General features: G+C 35.1%; 12 protein-coding genes and 1 pseudogene. 3 read left to right on the forward strand and 10 right to left on the reverse strand.

The annotated features are described in order from the left end of the window. Positions 1-315: 315 nt before the first annotated feature. The 4 genes and pseudogenes from Wcon_RS00005 to Wcon_RS00020 form a co-directional block, all read right to left on the reverse strand. Positions 316-790 (reverse strand): annotated as a pseudogene (locus tag Wcon_RS00005) (dihydrofolate reductase). Continuing rightward, positions 787-2,040, reverse strand: coding sequence for a dihydropteroate synthase (gene folP / locus Wcon_RS00010; RefSeq protein WP_114516741.1), 1,254 nt, complete (start codon positions 2,038-2,040; stop codon positions 787-789). The pseudogene Wcon_RS00005 and the gene folP overlap by 4 nt, the downstream one beginning before the upstream one ends. Then, complete coding sequence (locus Wcon_RS00015; RefSeq protein ID WP_114516742.1) at positions 2,037-2,423, reverse strand: dihydroneopterin aldolase; 387 nt, start codon at positions 2,421-2,423, stop codon at positions 2,037-2,039. Before Wcon_RS00015 ends, folP begins: the two co-directional genes overlap by 4 nt. Before the next feature lie 22 nt (positions 2,424-2,445). Beyond that, positions 2,446-3,105 (reverse strand): CADD family putative folate metabolism protein, encoded by a 660-nt coding sequence (locus tag Wcon_RS00020; RefSeq protein WP_114516743.1) that lies wholly within the window; start codon positions 3,103-3,105, stop codon positions 2,446-2,448. A 43-nt stretch (positions 3,106-3,148) separates the two neighbouring features. Between Wcon_RS00020 and Wcon_RS00025 the strand changes: the two genes are divergently transcribed. Beyond that, on the forward strand, positions 3,149-3,475 hold the full coding sequence (locus Wcon_RS00025) for a hypothetical protein (protein WP_179947439.1): 327 nt from the start codon (positions 3,149-3,151) through the stop codon (positions 3,473-3,475). Between the two features lie 359 nt (positions 3,476-3,834). Here the strand turns inward: Wcon_RS00025 and Wcon_RS00035 are convergent, their stop codons facing one another. The 3 genes from Wcon_RS00035 to priA all read right to left on the reverse strand — a co-directional run bounded on the left by Wcon_RS00035 (position 3,835) and on the right by priA (position 9,373). Then, entirely contained in the window at positions 3,835-5,268 is a 1,434-nt protein-coding gene (locus Wcon_RS00035) for an ankyrin repeat domain-containing protein (RefSeq protein ID WP_114516782.1), read from the reverse strand. Between the two features lie 592 nt (positions 5,269-5,860). Next, positions 5,861-6,667, reverse strand: coding sequence for an ankyrin repeat domain-containing protein (locus Wcon_RS00045; RefSeq protein ID WP_114516744.1), 807 nt, complete (start codon positions 6,665-6,667; stop codon positions 5,861-5,863). 81 nt (positions 6,668-6,748) lie between these two features. Continuing rightward, the gene (gene priA, locus Wcon_RS00050) at positions 6,749-9,373 is read right to left on the reverse strand and encodes a replication restart helicase PriA (protein WP_114516745.1); all 2,625 of its coding nucleotides are present in this window, start codon (positions 9,371-9,373) and stop codon (positions 6,749-6,751) included. Between the two features lie 119 nt (positions 9,374-9,492). Between priA and Wcon_RS00055 the strand changes: the two genes are divergently transcribed. Continuing rightward, complete coding sequence (locus Wcon_RS00055; RefSeq protein WP_114516746.1) at positions 9,493-10,452, forward strand: hypothetical protein; 960 nt, start codon at positions 9,493-9,495, stop codon at positions 10,450-10,452. 9 nt (positions 10,453-10,461) lie between these two features. Beyond that, on the forward strand, positions 10,462-12,912 hold the full coding sequence (locus tag Wcon_RS00060; RefSeq protein WP_114516747.1) for a collagenase: 2,451 nt from the start codon (positions 10,462-10,464) through the stop codon (positions 12,910-12,912). A 504-nt stretch (positions 12,913-13,416) separates the two neighbouring features. Here Wcon_RS00060 and thyX read toward each other — a convergent pair. From thyX to fabF, 3 genes are all read right to left on the reverse strand, one after another. After that, complete coding sequence (gene thyX / locus Wcon_RS00065; RefSeq protein WP_114516748.1) at positions 13,417-14,256, reverse strand: FAD-dependent thymidylate synthase; 840 nt, start codon at positions 14,254-14,256, stop codon at positions 13,417-13,419. Continuing rightward, complete coding sequence (gene murA / locus Wcon_RS00070; RefSeq protein WP_114516749.1) at positions 14,249-15,535, reverse strand: UDP-N-acetylglucosamine 1-carboxyvinyltransferase; 1,287 nt, start codon at positions 15,533-15,535, stop codon at positions 14,249-14,251. The genes thyX and murA overlap by 8 nt, the downstream gene beginning before the upstream one ends. Positions 15,536-15,849: 314 nt before the next feature. Next, the gene (fabF, locus tag Wcon_RS00075; RefSeq protein WP_114516750.1) at positions 15,850-17,136 is read right to left on the reverse strand and encodes a beta-ketoacyl-ACP synthase II; all 1,287 of its coding nucleotides are present in this window, start codon (positions 17,134-17,136) and stop codon (positions 15,850-15,852) included. Position 17,137: the final 1 nt, after the last annotated feature.

Here is a 17,137-nt window from a genome sequence, read left to right on the forward strand (position 1 = left end):
AGATAAGGGTACTCGGATGACATTCTTACCATGTCATTCCAGTGCTTGACACTGGAATCCAGCCTTTTATCGGAAACGTTGATTACTTTTATACTCTGTAAATTTACTGGATGCCAGTGTCTGGGCACTGGCATGACACCCATTTCTTTCTAGTACTCCCTTTCTTGTCATTCTAGCTTCCATAATGTCATCCGAGTAGCTGACACACAGCTGTACGAACATTATCCGTAAAGAGATGTCATCCCAGTCTGGGATCCAATAAGAAAATCTGGTCACGCGCTGGAATTCTTCGAATTCCAGTTATGCAAAATGCATTCAATACGATGATAGTTTGCATATAGTATAATCTTGCGTTTTGGTAAGAATAGTTTTATTCCATCCATCAAGGAGTGCTAAATTGAAATATGTATCACCCTTGTAAGGTTTGTGAATTTCAGTCATAATAAACTCTGAGATTAGGTTATGCTCTAAAAAAAAGATGTACTATCTGCGCTCCACCAATCACAAAAACTTGAGAACTACTTTTAATCAACAGAAACTCTTGCATAGAAGAAACGACAGTACATTTTGGGCCTCTATTAAAACACTTGTTACGAGAGAAAACAATAGGTGTACGATTCTTTAATACGCTTTGAGGTATAGTTTCAAATGTCTTTCTTCCCATAATAATAACTTGTTTGTCAGTCACTTGACAAAAATGTTTGAACTCACTTGGATAATGCCAGGGCAAATCATTATTTATTCCAATTACCCCATGAGGGTCAACAGCCATAATTCCAATAATCTTCATCCCTGCAAGGCAGCTTGGGCTACAAAAAATCGCATGTGATCACGCACATTATGCACTCGAAGGAAATCAACCTTATTTTGTAGTATAGCTGATGTAGCAATTGTTTCTAAATCTCTATTAGAGGCAGGTTCTGTGGAAAAAGAAGAAATAAATGACTTTCTGGAATGGCCAACTAAAACCTTGCAGCCAAAATTTTGTAAAGTTTCTATACTGCGTAAAATCTGAATATTCTGATACATAGATTTGCCAAAACCAATACCGGGGTCAATAATTATTGAATTTTCATCAAAACCCAGGCCTAGTAGTCTGTTAATGTTCTTCTCTGCCCAATTATTTATGGTATCAATCGGGTCAGTGTCATGTGGAATAATGTTGTCCTTATGTGGTGGTATGGAGAGTGAATGCATAACAACGATGCTACATCCATTGCTAGCAATCGTTTTTAGAGTATGATCATTCAGATCTCCCTTCTGATCGTTTACCCAGGCAATGTTGTAGTGCTTCAAAACGTTCAAAATAACGTCTGGCCAGAAACTATCAATGCTGACTTTAATATCACCAGCTTTCATATAATCACTAAGATTATCAAGTACTGGCTTTAGACGTGCATACTCTTCCTCTGGCGTCTTTATTGAAGCTCCAGGCCTTGTTGATTGAGCACCAAGATCAACTATGCTTGCACCATCTGATACCAACTGCAATGCCTGCTTGGTTGCTTGATCTGCATCATAATAAAGACCACCATCTGAAAATGAATCAGGGGTAATGTTGACAATACCCATAAGCTTTGGCGAGAGCGTAAAACTTTTTGAAAAACAGTTTTGAACATTAGAAGCAAATGTTTTGTTAACTATTGCCATCAAGTGGAGCAAAAATGGTCTATTTACCAATTCTGGGTGAGGAATTTTAAGGTCAGGTGTGTCGAGCGTTAAGTCACCCCATAACAAAATATCTAAATCAATAACGCGAGGTGCCCATTTTTCATAAACTTGTGGACGGCCAATTTCACATTCAATTTGTTTTAAGCCTTTTAATAGCTCCTCAGGAGGAGAAGAACAACTTCCATAGACAATCATGTTGAGAAATGGCTTGTCCCACTCAGGTGGAGCACCATTTGGTAAAATAGCCTTAGTTTCTAGAATGATTGAAGATTTTAAGTCTTTTAAATAGCGCTCCTTCAGTAACTCAGTAGCCTTTTGTAAATGGGAAAGGCGATTCCCTATGTTTGAGCCAATAGAAATATAGATCATTCTTGCAATTCATTACAGTAAGTAAAAAAAACGCCCCCATGTACACCAGGAACTGGTGGTGCAGTTTTGTGAGTAGTTACCCTGACAGAAGAAATAATATGCTCTTTTTGCATCAAAAGGTTAGTAATGGTCCTGTATATATCATGAGTTAAATGTTCGATTAAATTAAATTGCTTGCTCTGAGCGAGAGATTGAATGTTCTGTACTACCTCCAAATAGCAGATAGTATCTTTAAGTTGATCAGTTGTAAGCCCTAAAGGAGGGGATTTAAAAGTGAAACCAACATCAATACTCACCAATTGGGGAGAAAACTTCTCTTCTGCGCTACATCCTAAATGAACCCAAAGCCGCAGATCAGATATAAGAAAACTACATGCTACCACTGAATCTAGTATCTACTTATAATTAATGACAAACGTTAACATTCATCATGCCATCAAGAAAACCCCATAAGAGTTTTGCTCCTTTTTTAGCACCTTGCATGACTTTCTCTTGCTCTTCTTCGCTTAAATCTGCAATAAGGTTTGCACATTCTTCAGAATGCCACTCATCAGCTTCCATATGAACGGTAAAAAATTTGAGAGAACGTTCGTCGTTTATTGAATAGTGTTTTTTCAGGCCTTCGATTTTAGACTTAGAAATTTCCGGAGTTTGACGTTCGTAAGCATACAAAGCTCCAAGACCTTCTGCAAAACCTGATCTTACAATATCAAAGTAACCGTCAACTAATTCTTGCGTCTCCTTAACCTGTGCATCTTCAAAAAGATTAGGCCTTGCTACTCCCAGCCCTTCAGCAAAACGCTGCCATAATTCTGGGTGATTCTCATCGCCTTGTTCTTCTTCTATTAAATTACCAAGTAAAACTTGCCGTATCTTTAGACTTGGACATAAAGAATGTATACCACTGATATAACGAGGAAAAGCAGCAACATGGTGATAATATTCTTTAGCATAGGTTTGTAAAGCCTGCAGACTTAAGCTACCTTCATTCCATGACTCGTAAAACGGGTGTTTTAATAAGTGTAAACTATCTAATTGATTATTAAGTGATTGAGCAAATGTCATAAACAAACACAAAACTATTTCAGGCTACGCTTAGGTTCACCAGATGTCAAGAGACATTTCTCACCACCTTATCTCCAATTACAGAATTGTGCTCAAAGTGAACATAATTCCTGAGCTAATTTCACTCTTTTTAGAATTTACAGATGATTATTTCGAAAAGAAAGGCTCACTCAATCAAAAAAAACAACCAGAGATAAAAACAGAAGTGATACATGAAAAGAATGGTAAGAAAGAAATAAAGAAAAAGAAACAGTGTTTTAGCGACGTAGAAGATTATTCAATAAATCAGAGTATAGCTCAAAAGCTAACGGATTTAGAGGTAAAGAAAACCTCCACTAAGATAATGCCACTAGACCCTTATCTTTTCTAAACTTTCTTTATAAAAACCATAGGCGCCTATTATTAGCTAAAGTAAAGGTCAAGTATCTGGAATTCTGGACATAAAACCCTCCTGTATAAAAAATAAAATGCAGCGCACATACGACAGATATACACTGAAGTTTATTGAAAAATTGACCGAAAAGTCTGCAGACAAAGATAAATTAAGCTCTTAAAAATATCTCTAATTGTAATTATAATTAGATTCAAAATATGCGGAAGTAATTTTTTTACAATATAATGGAATTTTACAGACACTAACAATTGCAATGCTGCGTACTGTAACAACACAAAAAACTTATGTAAGAGGGTAGGTGTATGGTCCTGAAATTTTGTTCTAGAAAAATGTAATCACAATCTACTGCAACTTAATTCTGCTTCAGGTATAACTGAAATTATCTCAGACATTTGCGTAGTTGCCCTAGTACCGCAAAATGTGCTTTCTTGAAAATAACGCAATCTATTTTCCAATATATTTCTTTCTTTTACATAACTGGTGAATTCTTTATTCAAACTAGAATTTTCTTTTTCATACTTGGAAAGTGTTGTATCGATCAAGTAATTAAAAAATAATATTAGACCTGTAGTATTAAAAAGCAATTCAAGAGAATAATGTAGCATATCTTTACTTACTTCTTCACTTATTGTGTTATGAGAATTTTTATATATTCCAAAACAAGAGCCAAAAGCTGCCAGGCATACACAAGTAAGTTTTGTTTTGCTCAGGACGCATTTAATTTGTAATAATTTTTGATTATTATCTGCTAATCTTCCACGCAAATTATTAATTTTATCACTATAGTACTGAATAAACAATTCTATTGCCTCTTTATCATTAGCATAATTACATGCTTTATAAGATCCTCTATCTATGAGCTCAGTATTTACATACCTTGATTTTATAAGCTCTTTGATTGCTTCATTCTTGCCAAGAAGTACAGCTTCATGCAGAGGTGTGTAACTACTTTCAACATCTTTTTCCCTGTTAATACTTTCATAAGTTAAGTACTTGAAAAGAGCTGAAAGACATTCTGAATTATTACCCTCAATAGCCAGAGTAATTACATCTTTCCCATCTTTATTCTTAGCATTGATAATTTTAGAAAGCGGCTTTTCATTCTCTTGATTACGTTCAAAATACTTGCACTTATAGAATGTATTCGAAAGATATGGTTCTTTAAGAAGACATAAAAGTTTTTCTACGAAGCTAATACGATTTTTTTTAACAGCTACATGTAAAGGTGTGTCCTGATTTTTCTCATCTTGCAACAATAAGACATCATACAAACAAGCGTTTGTATGTAGAAAATTAATCTCTTGGTCAAAATAGATACCTTCTTCTTCTCCTTTACAGATATTTAATAGCCGTGACCCTATACTTTCTGCAGCACTGTAATCAATTGCAGAGCTACGTTGCACTTTGTATGGAATTTTTGCACTAGGAGTTATATTCACACTATTCCTACCTTTAAACAGTCTAGCTATACCTGGTTTACCTCGAGCTGCAGAAGGTGTTTTATCTTGAACATTAACCTTAGCATTTTCACTAGGAGAAAGTTTTAAAGTATGCGAGCTACTTCTTCTACTGGAAAAAGGCATCTCATTCTTTTGATCTTTAGCCTGAGCACTATTTTCTAGCTTTGTATTCAAGGAATTTGCTATGCCTAGAGGTGTTGAATAATTGTTATCTTTAGCTAAAGAGTTAAAATTACCAATTTCTGTAGCATTTTCAAACTCAAAGTCTTCTACTTGAAAATTTGCTGCAGCGTTTATTTGACCTTTCATATTTCTTTTTTTCACGGGAGTTACATGTCAGGCAGAATACCCCATCTTTAAAATTTTTCAACCCCATTTAAGATTTTCTTGAAATAGTTTTTGATAAAAATACTTATGACACTAACTTTTGTGTTAAACTTTTAGAAGATTTTATAGCTAAAAAATTACTTCCGCATATTTTAAATCTGATTATAATTACAATTAGAGATATTTATTGAGCTCAAAAATCTATCTCCGTCTGCAGACTCTTTTATTAAATAATCAAACTCATTAAAAAATGTGGCGTATCTTCTTCAGCGTATACACACGTACTTAATTTCTGTCGTATGTGCGCTACATTTTATTCAAATTTTTTTTCACAGGAGGATTTTATGTCCAGAATTCCAGATACTTGACCTTTACTTTAGCTAATAAAAACCAACTGGTACCTGCGGTTTTTATAGCTACGTTTTCTTAAACAAGTTTTAAATGAATAGATTTCTTGCATAAATAGATGTCATCCCAGTGCTTGACACTGGGATCCAATAAGAAAAATGCGCTGGAATGAAATCAACTTTCGAATTCCAGTTATGCAAGAAATCTAATGTTAAAAAACTCACAGTTATTCTAGTACTGCTTTATTATCTGCAATTTTTTCAGGCTCGACGGAATGCAATTGAGAATTAATAGCAACAACGCTTTCTATCGATGTGGCCTGTTTATAGTCCTGACTTAGGAAATACATAGCCACTCCAACTGCTATTCCAGCAATGAGAGCAGATACTGCTATTGCACATAATATAATAGTCATTGAAGGTATTAAAGCACCACCAACACCCAGCCCAACACTGAGAAAAACGCCAGGTATAACGCCACATAAACTATTATATTTAGCACTTTCTTTTTTCGATTTGGCTTGGTCTTTCATACATTTAATGAGTACTTCTCTTGTTTTTCCTTCAGCTAAATCTAATGGCATTTTGTCTTCTTTATTCCTTATCAAAGAATTTGCACCATATTTCAAAAGGGTTTCTATTGCCTCAGTGTTATTACTTATAACAGCTTGGTGTAATAACGTATTTTCACTTTGACCTTGAAAATTTATCAATTTATAGAAATACTCAGGAGTAATAAATTTATACACCGCTTCATCTAAAATATTCATTACGTTTTGAAACGGTAATATATCTCCTTTTTCAGACCTTGCACTATCGAATTTAATACAGTGGTGCAAAATAGGGTATACTATCTTTCCTATTTCCTTATTGATAAGCTCTCCATTTACAGGGACTTTATTGACAATAGCCTCTGTGAATAGCGTCTTGTTAATCACAACTTCTCTATCATCAGTAAGATACTCTTGCAACTCTTTAATTTTTTCTGTAAATTTCTTTTCTTGATTATTAATGATTTTAAGTAAAGTAGTCATACCATCTCCTTGTTCTAATTATATTAACAATATAATAAATTCTACTAAAAGTCAAATTTTTAATTAAAAAGTTAATATAATTTATTGACAATCTATACAAATGTCAAATAAATTCCGAAAATCCATCAAAAAAAAACTCACAGGATCAACATCTATTGTTACTGCAATGTTTGAACTCAAATTACAGCAATATTTCAGCTTCCTCTTTATAGATAGACTATGTTTATTGTGTATTTTGAGTAACACTCTATACCGATATTTATTATTTAAGAAATTTATTGCTGCTGGCGATGGGCCAAAAATTTCGAGTTCTTTTTCTCTAGTCAAGCACTGGAATGACAACACAGAAGGAGTAGTAGTTGAACATTGATCATGCAAAAAGCTTGTTATTCTACTTGCTGCTTTTTGCGTTGCAAATTGATCCTTACCGCAAACTATAAGCGCTATTAGTCTACTAAATGGTGGCATTTTAGCTTTGCGTCTTGACTCAAGTTCAACTTCATAAAACAAATCCCTTTTTTGCTGCTGCAATGCTTTTATTATCAAGCTTTCAGGGTTATTAGTTTGCACTATTACCATTCCTTTCTCATTGAACCTTCCCGACCTTCCTGCAACTTGATGCAATAATTGATACGTCTTTTCTGCTGCCCTAAGGTCAGAATTTTCAAGTCCTAAATCCGCATTTATCACTCCAACCAAAGTTAATTTAGGAAAATTATGCCCTTTAGCAATTACTTGTGTACCGATTATGATATTCACCTCTTCCTTGAGCACTGAGTCAATGATGTTACCAAGCGACTTCTGATCGCTGCTTATAATCGCAGTCTTTGCATTTGGTATTAGTTTCACTATTTCTTCAAGCAATCTTTCAATTCCCACACCATAAAGGAACAATGACTGCTCACTTTGACAATTAGAACATTTTTCTGGAAGTTTTGACTGGTAAGAGCAATGATGACACAAAAGGACGTTCTTCTTTTTGTGATATGTAAGCCAAACAGCGCAATTTGAGCAGGAAATTTTATATCCACATTTTTTACAAACTGCGAGTTGTGCATACCCTCTGCGGTTTAGAAAGAGCATAGCTTGCTGTTTTTTCTCTATGGTTTGTTTTATGCCTTCGAAAAGCTCATTGGAAATCCATTGTTTATTATTCACTACTTTTATGTGTGGCAACTCTGCACCACCGAATCTTTTAGTCAATTTTACATGATTGTAATTTCCGTTTTTAACATGATAAATCGTTTCAAGCAGCGGAGTAGCTGATGATAAAACAATCGGAATGTTTTCTATTTTTGCTAAGATAATTGCCATATCTCGGGCATTATATATAACTCCCTGTTCTTGTTTAAAAGATGAGTCATGCTCTTCATCAACGATGATCAATTTTAGGTTTTTATAAGGTAAAAAAAGCGCTGACCGTGCCCCAATAATTATCTGCGCACTTCCATTTGCGATACTGAGCCAATTATTTCGACGAGCTTTTGGAGTGAGCCCTGAGTGCCACTGAGCTATATTGCCAGATGTCTGACTGCGAACACGATTTACCAATTGTGAAGTTAGGACAATTTCAGGCAGGAGGATTAGCACTTGTGCATTACCCTCTTCTGGTGTCATTCCAGTGTGTAACCTTTTGGTGTTTGAACATTTGCAGGTAGTTTTAGTAGTAGATGATGTCATTCCAGTGCTTGACACTGGAATCCAGTCTTTATCGTACAACTGCTTAGTGTACTGATTTGAAATTAAGTTTTCTGGATCCCAGTGTCGGGGCACTGGGATGACATCCTTTTTGGTAAAAATTACTCTTATATTGTAACATTCGTCTAGTTGTGTATTGAACGCTGGAATGACATAACGTTTATTTTTGAAAGTAAATTGCATAGCAAATGGTGTCATTCCAGTACGTGGCAAAGGCAGTATGCTAAATGTTACAGTGGGTTTTGCCTTAAATACAAAGGTGTCATTCAAGTAGCTGACACTGGAATCCAGGAATTTTGATTGTAAATTAGGTATTGGTCTTAAATTAAAATAAACGTTTGTAATAAGATGATATAAAAAACTGGATCCCAGTGTCGGGGCACTGGGATGACAAGAGAAAGAAACACTGGGATAACAGGAGAAGGAAACACTGGAATGACACCATAGGGGGTACATCATAGAGTGATACCTTTTTGGTAGACAATGTTCATATGTACTGTAATTCTTAATCAACTGTGCAATCACAGAGAGATAAACTTCCGTTTTTCCAGACCCGGTTTCACCGTCAAGTAAAGTTACTGAATACTCATTCAAATTACTTATTATTTTATCACGAGCTATCTGCTGCTCAGAGTTTAATTTGTAGTCTATTTTGCTTATTTCCTGCTTTTGCTCAGCATAAACTAGTTTATCTATCTGATTTACCTTTAATACTCCTCCCATTATCACTTTCGCAAGCATACCAATAGGTATTACATTATATTGCGCAACCCACTCTGCAAATTCGATCAACTTTGGTCTGATGCTCGGTAAATCGACCTTTTGTTCAATGCATTTTAATTCTCGATCACTCTTGTCACTACATTTCCAAACTATTCCAATCAAACGCTTTCTACCAAATGGTACCACCACATAATCCCCGATTGAAACTTCAGTATCTTCCTCAACTGCATATGAAAATAACTGATCAATTGGAAGTGGTAGTAATATCTCAACTATTCTTGTCATGGCAGCCTAAACTGTTTTTGTAACTTTTGAATGAATCAGAAAAATCAGATACACCTTAATGCTTTTTTCATAGTACACGATTTATAATCATAAATATTGGAAATGTGAGGAAATTCTGTATGTTTAGCGATAAAATAATCCTAGATTTTGAAGTAGAAAAAGGTGACCCAATAGACCGATGTTACTTTTCTACACGTATCAAACTTACAGATGAGAGCAAGAATTTTCTATGTGAAAAGCTCGGTAAGCCTAACAATTTAGATGATTATTTTGATCTTAATTCTGAAAATTTTTATATTTATTACAATAAATATGGTGGGCACTACGGTATAAATGAGCTATATGTCAGAGATAATAATGGTAGATATTTAGCTACTAAACTTCCACTTGATCACAACGGATTTTCAATAGAGTTATCATTCGACGAGGTGAATTGTGGTTTTTATCCTCTTTATGCGATCTATAACCCTAATCAATATGACAAAGAACAGGAGAAGAGCTTTGAAGATAATGGTGAATTGCGACCACTTGCGTTAAGTGTGCTAGATCACTTTCTAAATGGCTTAACCATTCAAGACATGTTTTTGCAGATACAAAACAAATTTATTGAAAAAGAAACAAAATTAGCAAAAGAAAAAAGACAAGCAGAGAAAGAATTGAATCAAAAGAATGAAAAGTTAAGAGAACTCATAGAAAATGGTGAGATTGAAATATTTAAAGTAATAAAAGGTAATGGTATTGGAAATGGACGTTCAGCAGCAATTTTACAACTTGATGGTGACCTTGATGCAAGTAAGTACTACATAGCAGAGTATGAAGGCAATGAATACTTGCATTGTATGAGCCATGATTATGACATACTGCTTGACCAGAGCGATTTATTTTTTGTTCTCAATAGCAGCTCTTATCTTGAACTTGAAAGCGGTTTCTACTCAATATCTGCTGGCAGCTGTGCTAAATATCTCGATATTAAGAATCGGCTTTTCAGCGATGATCAACTATCTAAGCAGTTATGCAAAATCAGGCAAGGGCTAGTTAACACATTTTGCTCAAGACTTATTTATAGTGAAAATTTTTAAGAGGTGGATATGAAATTCAAAATAAACTCTGGATATGATAAATCACAAACGTTGGTTAAAAAATTATTTCCAAATAAAGAAAGTATAGTAATAAACGATCAGCTTACGATAGAAGTGAAATATGGGGGGCTAGCTAGTTATACACCCGAGTATATAAAACAAACTGTAAAAGATGCTTATGGAGCTTGGTCTGAAAATTTTTATTCACAAAAAAGCAATCATGCTGGTCCGGTAAAATTGCAGCTTTATGTGCTGAAAAATTATGATGATTATAAAGCTCATATAAAGGAACTTTCAGGTGGTAAAGACCATCGTGAATTATGGGGTGGTGGAACAGTAAGAGCACATGAAGCTGATGGCACGATAGCAAAGACTTTCATTGTTGGAGATGTAAATGGCTTACTTTGTGCAAAATCTAAAATTTTAATGGAAAAAATGAGCGATGCATTTCTTGAGTACGCCACTGGCGACCTCAATGCAGTTCCTGAAGTTTTACGTACCGGTATAAAGCTTTTCATGTGGAGCTATGATGCAGCTAAAAAAGAAAGCACTCGCGATATGCATTATACAAAAGAAGCATACAATAAAATGCAGGAATCTGGGTATGATACACCATATAAAATAGCAAGTATGTCTAACGACTATAGAATGTTAGATTGCTTGGTAACATTCCTACAAGAAAAACATCCTCAATTCATAAAGCAATTGCTGACTGAAATGTCCTTCGATGGAGTACAAGCGATATCAAAATTCAAGCATATTTTGAATAATTCAGAAATTGAAAAAGAATTTAAGCAGTGGATGGATATAAAAAGTGGCAATAAAATTGTAGCAGATCTTGTACCAGATAATGAAGTTATTACTTACAGCGAATACAAGCTTCAAATAAACATAAAATATGATAATAAAGAACTAAGTCAGGAAAAAATAAGTGATATAAAAGACACCATCGAGAATAGTATAAAAGACTTTGACTCGACATTTGGCATTAATAATTCTCAGCCTTGGCACAATATACAAAATAAAGTCAACGTTTCCGTGTTTAACACAAAAAGTGACTACGAAAACTATCTGAAGGAATTGAACGTTAACTATAAAGGCAATTCCGGTTTGACGCTCCAAGGTCGCGGCTCAGAAACTCATGTTTATTTTTATCTACAAGACCAATTCGATGACGCGTGTAAAACTTTAAAACACGAATTGGGACACGCTTTGACTGTCATTAATTCCTATTACGGTACGGGTGACATTTTATCTAGAGCTATGCATGAAGGAGTTGCTAACTATATAGCAAGCTTGGAAGACGGTCAGCATATCAATGATCACGGAGATAAAGAGGCCTTGATTGCAATAAGAAATAAAGATCTCAAACCAGATGAGATATTGCGCAATAATATTATGAACGATAAAGGGGAACATTATCATTCAGACGCTGAACAAGTGATCAAATTTCTTGAAGATAAACACCCAGATATGATTGATAATTTGCTCAAGAGCCTTTCTAAATCTGGTACGAATAGGTCTCAAGGTAATAAATTATTTGAGGATTTTTTGGCTGAGCTAAAAGGCTATGACCAAGAATTTAAACAGTGGGTCAAGGCTGAGTTGAGTGGTCTAAAGCATGAGCACGAAGTATCAAGTACGCAAGAGGATAAAGCTGAACAACCTGTTAGTGAAGAAAAAGAAAGAAGTAAAAGGTTACTAGAAGAAGACAAAGATGAGCAAGAAGAAGTTGTTATGAGAAGTGTAATAGAAAATATGGATAACAATTCTATCAACGAAGTGGAAGCTTCAAGCAGTGTTGCAAATGCACAACATCCCTTAAAAATAAAAATAGAGGAACCTAATGATCAATCTATAAACGAAGAAGTTAAAGTGAAAAGTGAAGTCGAATCTAGAAAGAAAAGGTCAATCGACGAAGATAAAGAAGAAGATGCTATAGGAAATGTGAATGAGATAAACGAGGTAACAGGTGCAACACGTTTACATTCTGCTGCTTCATTAGGAGAAGAAGAACCTAACAATATAGATCAAATGCCGGCAGATCAACCTGCAAGTGGAGAGAGGAATAAAAGATCGATAAGAGAAGATGAAGAGAAGCAAGAAGAAATAACTATTATAGATAATGTGAAGAGTAATCAGGAAGGTCCTTTAAAAATCAAAGTGGGTGAACTTATTGAAATGGGGAAATATAAGGTAGAGCTGCAAGTGACGTATGATGATGTAAGGAATTTTTATGATACTATACGTGGCAAATATCATGATGGTAGTGGATACAACTACGAGCAAATAATGGTTTTATATAATGGAATTGTCAAGCCAGCATCACAGCATTATGACGAGTCATTTACTCTTGCTGAGTCCTATATTGCAGATGGTCATCTATTTATTAAAAATCAAGATTTTGGAGTTTTGAATGATTTTAATGAGATGTTCTATAAAAGTGATGAGTTTATGTAACATAAAAAGTGGATGAGAATTAATTGATATAGGAAATTAGGGTTTTTGCATGATCTTCTATCATTCCAATCAGAAAGGTGTCATCCCAGTGCTTGACACTGGCTTTTTTTTACTAGATTCCAGCATCAAGTGCTGACCACCTACTACTAAAATTGCCTGCAAATTGCAACAATTGTGCGCTTAACCACTAGAGTTTTAAAAGGAAGGTGTCATCCCAGTGCCCAGACACTGGCTTTTTTTACTAGATTCCAGCATCAAGTGCTGACCACCTACTACTAAAATTGCCTACAAATTGTAACAGTTGTGCGCTTGACCACTAGAGTTTTAAAAGGAGGGTGTCATGCCAGTGCCCAGACACTGGCATCCAGTTAAATTCACGAGTATAAAAAAATACAACGTTTCTGATGATGATGGAAATTAGTGTTTACTCGGATGATACCCTTTGGGTTTTGTACAGCTATCCTTCACGTGCTATGTAAATAACAACTATGCAACAGTTCAAGATTATTTACCAAGTATAGACATCAGCTCATCCCATTCTCTTTTACCAATGCTACTTTCTTCTCTCGTAACATTTTCTCCTTTTATTAGCTTGCGAATTATTTCAAGACCAGTTTTTGAAATGCAGGCTGACTCTAACGAGTATTCAACAAAAGCATTATAGGCCAGCGGAACCCATTTCTTTATTATATCCAACATAACTTCTGCGTAAATTCTAATTTCATATTGGGCATGCTTATCAGCTCTAAGCCTTAAAAAGTGAAGAAGGTTATGCAGATCAATTTTCCAATAAAATTGTGTGTAGTAATTAAGTGTTAGGTTAGTGCGAGCAATTTCCCTTGCAAGGCCCTGCCCAATAAATTTCTCATAATGAGAATATACTAAATTAGAGTCATTTGTCAGAGAATCTATTATTTCTTTTGAAGTGTTTGAATCAAAAGCTTCACCGCTGCCTTGTTTATTATTATCAGATTGTTTTGCAACCTGTTCTGGTTTTGGTATATAAAATTCATTATCAAGTATCGAATACCTTCCAGAATATTCATTCACATTTGCAGTTCTATGTCTTATCCATTGTCTTGCAACAAAAATTGGAAGTTTCACGTGAAACTTAATTTCACACATTTCAAATGGAGTTGTGTGATGGTGTCTCATCAAATATTTTATAAGCGCTTCATCTTGATTTATCTGTTTCGTTCCTTTTCCATAAGAAACGCGAGCAGCTTGAACTATGGCGCTATCAGAGCCCATATAATCAATCACTCGAACAAATCCATGATCTAATACCTTATATTCTTCATATAGAATGTCATCTATCTCTTTTACTGTAGTTCGCCTATTCATAATATATCCTCAAGGAGATATCAGCTCCACATGAATTGAGTTTTTCATCCATTGCTTCATATCCTCTCAATAAATGATGTGAGTTATTTATTGTAGTTTCTCCATTTGCTACCAAAGAAGCAAGAATTAAAGCTGCTGTTGATCTTAAGTCATTAGCATGTAGATCAGCTCCATATAAGCTCTTTATTCCACTTATAGTAGCTTTACTTTTTTCGATGCTGATATCAGCACCTAATTTTCTTAACTCATTTGCATGTGCAAATCTATTTTCAAAAACATTTTCTTCAATTACTGATATTCCACCTGCAATTGACATTGCAGACATTAGTTGTGGTTGCATATCACTGGGAAAGTTGGGATATGGATTTGTTGCAACGTGAGCAGATTTAATAGAGCCGTTTTTTCTAGAAATAATAATACCATCGTCATGTAACTCAACTCTGGTTCCTATAGTCTTCAATTCATTTACAATACATCCTATATCAGATAGACTTACTCCTTCTAACTTTAGCTCGCCGCCGGTAATGACAGCAGCTAGCGCATATGTACCGGCTTCTATGCGATCTGGTATTATTTTGTGGACACATCCGTTTAATTCCTCAATGCCTTCTATTGTGATTTTTGTGTTGTTGACTTCAATATTGGCACCCATCCTCTTCAGGAACTCTATTAAATCAAGAACTTCCGGCTCTATTGCAGCATTGCTTATTATCGTTACTCCTTCTGCAAGTGTTGCTGCCATTATTACATTTTCTGTTGCACCAACACTCACTTTTTCAAATGTTATTTCTTTGCCTTGCAATTTCCCCTTTGTTGTTGCAATTATATTACAGCCATCAATTTCAATTTGAACTCCCATTGCTTCAAGCGCCTTGATATGCATGTCAACAGGACGTTTTCCAATATTACACCCACCAGGAAACACCGTTGCAATTTTACCAAATCTACTGAGCATTGGACCCAGCATTAGAAAAGAAGTTCGCAATTTACTTGCAGTTTTATATGGCATTATATGATTGTTGATATTACTACAGTCAATTTGTAAAGTGTGATTTGCTTTATAATCTTTATTGTGTATAAAATTCACTTCTGCACCAAGACTCTTAAGCAGCTCAGACATCAGATGCACGTCAATTAAATCAGGTACATTATGTAAAGTTACTGCAGAGCTACTAAGCAGACTTGCTGCTATTATTGGCAAGATGGCATTTTTTGAACCATTAATCTTGATTTTTCCAATCAAAGGTTTATGGTTACTCCTTACTAATATTTTATGCATTTAATCAAGCGAGAGAACTTATCAAAATTTTTCCAATCAAAGGTTTATGGTTACTCCTTACTAATATTTTATGCATTTAATCAAGCGAGAGAACTTATCAAATAAGTATAATGGGTTAGCAGTAAAAGGCAAAATTTTGCTTTTTTTTCCTCTGTCATCCAAGTAGCAGATACTGGGATCCATTTCTTCATCATCATCAAAATGTTATATTTTAACATTACTTTTATGATGACCAATTTAACTGGATTCCAGTGTCAAGCACTGGAATGACACCATTATTTTCTTTCTTAACCAATCTTGCATTTATTTTATCTTTAAGAGGTTTGATTATCATTTTTTCCAAAGATGAGAGACGCATTAGTGCCACCAAAACCAAATGCATTAGAAAGCACATACTGAATTTTATGCTCTTGAGCTTCAAATGGTACAAAATTCAAATCACATCCTTCTGAAGGTTTATGCAGATTCAAAGTTGGTGGAACAATTCCGCTCTTTAATGCAAGGATACTAAATATTGCTTCAACACTTCCTGCGGCACCAAGTAAATGTCCTATAGAAGATTTAGTCGAGGAAACAGGTATTTTATAGGCATAGTCACCGAATAACTGCTTCATTGCTATTACTTCTATTTTGTCTCCAAGTGGCGTTGAAGTGCCATGTGCATTGATATACCCAATTTGACCTGGACTAATTTGTGCATTCTTTAAAGCAAGCTCCATTGCCTTAAATGCGCCTCTTCCTTCTGGATGAGGTGCTGTAATGTGGTGCGCATCTCCTGTTAGTCCATATCCAGTGAGTTCTGCATATATTTTTGCTCCTCTTTTTTTTGCATGTTCATATTCTTCCAGTACTAATATACCCGCCCCCTCGCCCATGACAAATCCATCACGTTCTTCATCCCATGGCCTTGAAGCCTCTTCAGGTTTATCATTAAATTTAGTTGATAACGCCTTCATCGATGCAAAACCTGCAATTCCAACTCTGCATAACGCACTTTCTGCTCCGCCTGCAATCATCACATCAGCTTCATCAAGTTTTATAGCTCTTGCTGAGTTTATAATCGCATGCGCACCTGTTGCACATGCAGTTACCGCTGAGTCATTTGGACCTATAAATTCGTATTTAATAGAAATATGACCAGATATCAAATTTATTAGACTTGCAGGAACAAAAAATGGGCTAACACGTCTAGGCCCCTTTTCTTGCATGGTAATTACGTTTTCTTGAATTGATGAAAGGCCACCTATACCAGAACCAATAACTACACCTATTCGCTCTTTATTAATATTTTGATTTTCCAAAACTAGTGAATCATCTACTGCCTGAATAGCAGCTGCAATGCCATAATGAATAAAGCGATCTGTTCTTTTCAGGTCTTTTTCAGAAATATAACCTAGTGGATCGAAGTAATTTTCAATATCATCAGATTGCGTCGGAACTTGCCCTGCAACCCTGCAAGCAAGATCAGAAGAATCAAACCTATCTGTACTGATTCCTTTTATGCCAGATTTACCTTTGATCAACCTTGACCAAGTGTTATTAACACCTGCTGCTAGTGGAGTAATTAAGCCAATACCAGTAACTACTACTTTTCTGCTCATT

The organism is Wolbachia endosymbiont of Cylisticus convexus, from assembly GCF_003344345.1.

Bases quoted from the DNA above. Each gene is read 5' to 3' on its own strand.
- Wcon_RS00045 (WP_114516744.1), bottom strand. From the start codon at position 6,667: ATGACTACTTTACTTAAAATCATTAATAATCAAGAAAAGAAATTTACA.
- Wcon_RS00025 (WP_179947439.1), top strand. From the start codon at position 3,149: ATGTCAAGAGACATTTCTCACCACCTTATCTCCAATTACAGAATTGTG.
- folP (WP_114516741.1), bottom strand. From the start codon at position 2,040: ATGATCTATATTTCTATTGGCTCAAACATAGGGAATCGCCTTTCCCAT.
- Wcon_RS00035 (WP_114516782.1), bottom strand. From the start codon at position 5,268: ATGAAAGGTCAAATAAACGCTGCAGCAAATTTTCAAGTAGAAGACTTT.
- murA (WP_114516749.1), bottom strand. From the start codon at position 15,535: ATGCATAAAATATTAGTAAGGAGTAACCATAAACCTTTGATTGGAAAA.
- fabF (WP_114516750.1), bottom strand. From the start codon at position 17,136: ATGAGCAGAAAAGTAGTAGTTACTGGTATTGGCTTAATTACTCCACTA.
- Wcon_RS00060 (WP_114516747.1), top strand. From the start codon at position 10,462: ATGAAATTCAAAATAAACTCTGGATATGATAAATCACAAACGTTGGTT.
- priA (WP_114516745.1), bottom strand. From the start codon at position 9,373: ATGACAAGAATAGTTGAGATATTACTACCACTTCCAATTGATCAGTTA.
- Wcon_RS00055 (WP_114516746.1), top strand. From the start codon at position 9,493: ATGTTTAGCGATAAAATAATCCTAGATTTTGAAGTAGAAAAAGGTGAC.
- Wcon_RS00020 (WP_114516743.1), bottom strand. From the start codon at position 3,105: ATGACATTTGCTCAATCACTTAATAATCAATTAGATAGTTTACACTTA.
- thyX (WP_114516748.1), bottom strand. From the start codon at position 14,256: ATGAATAGGCGAACTACAGTAAAAGAGATAGATGACATTCTATATGAA.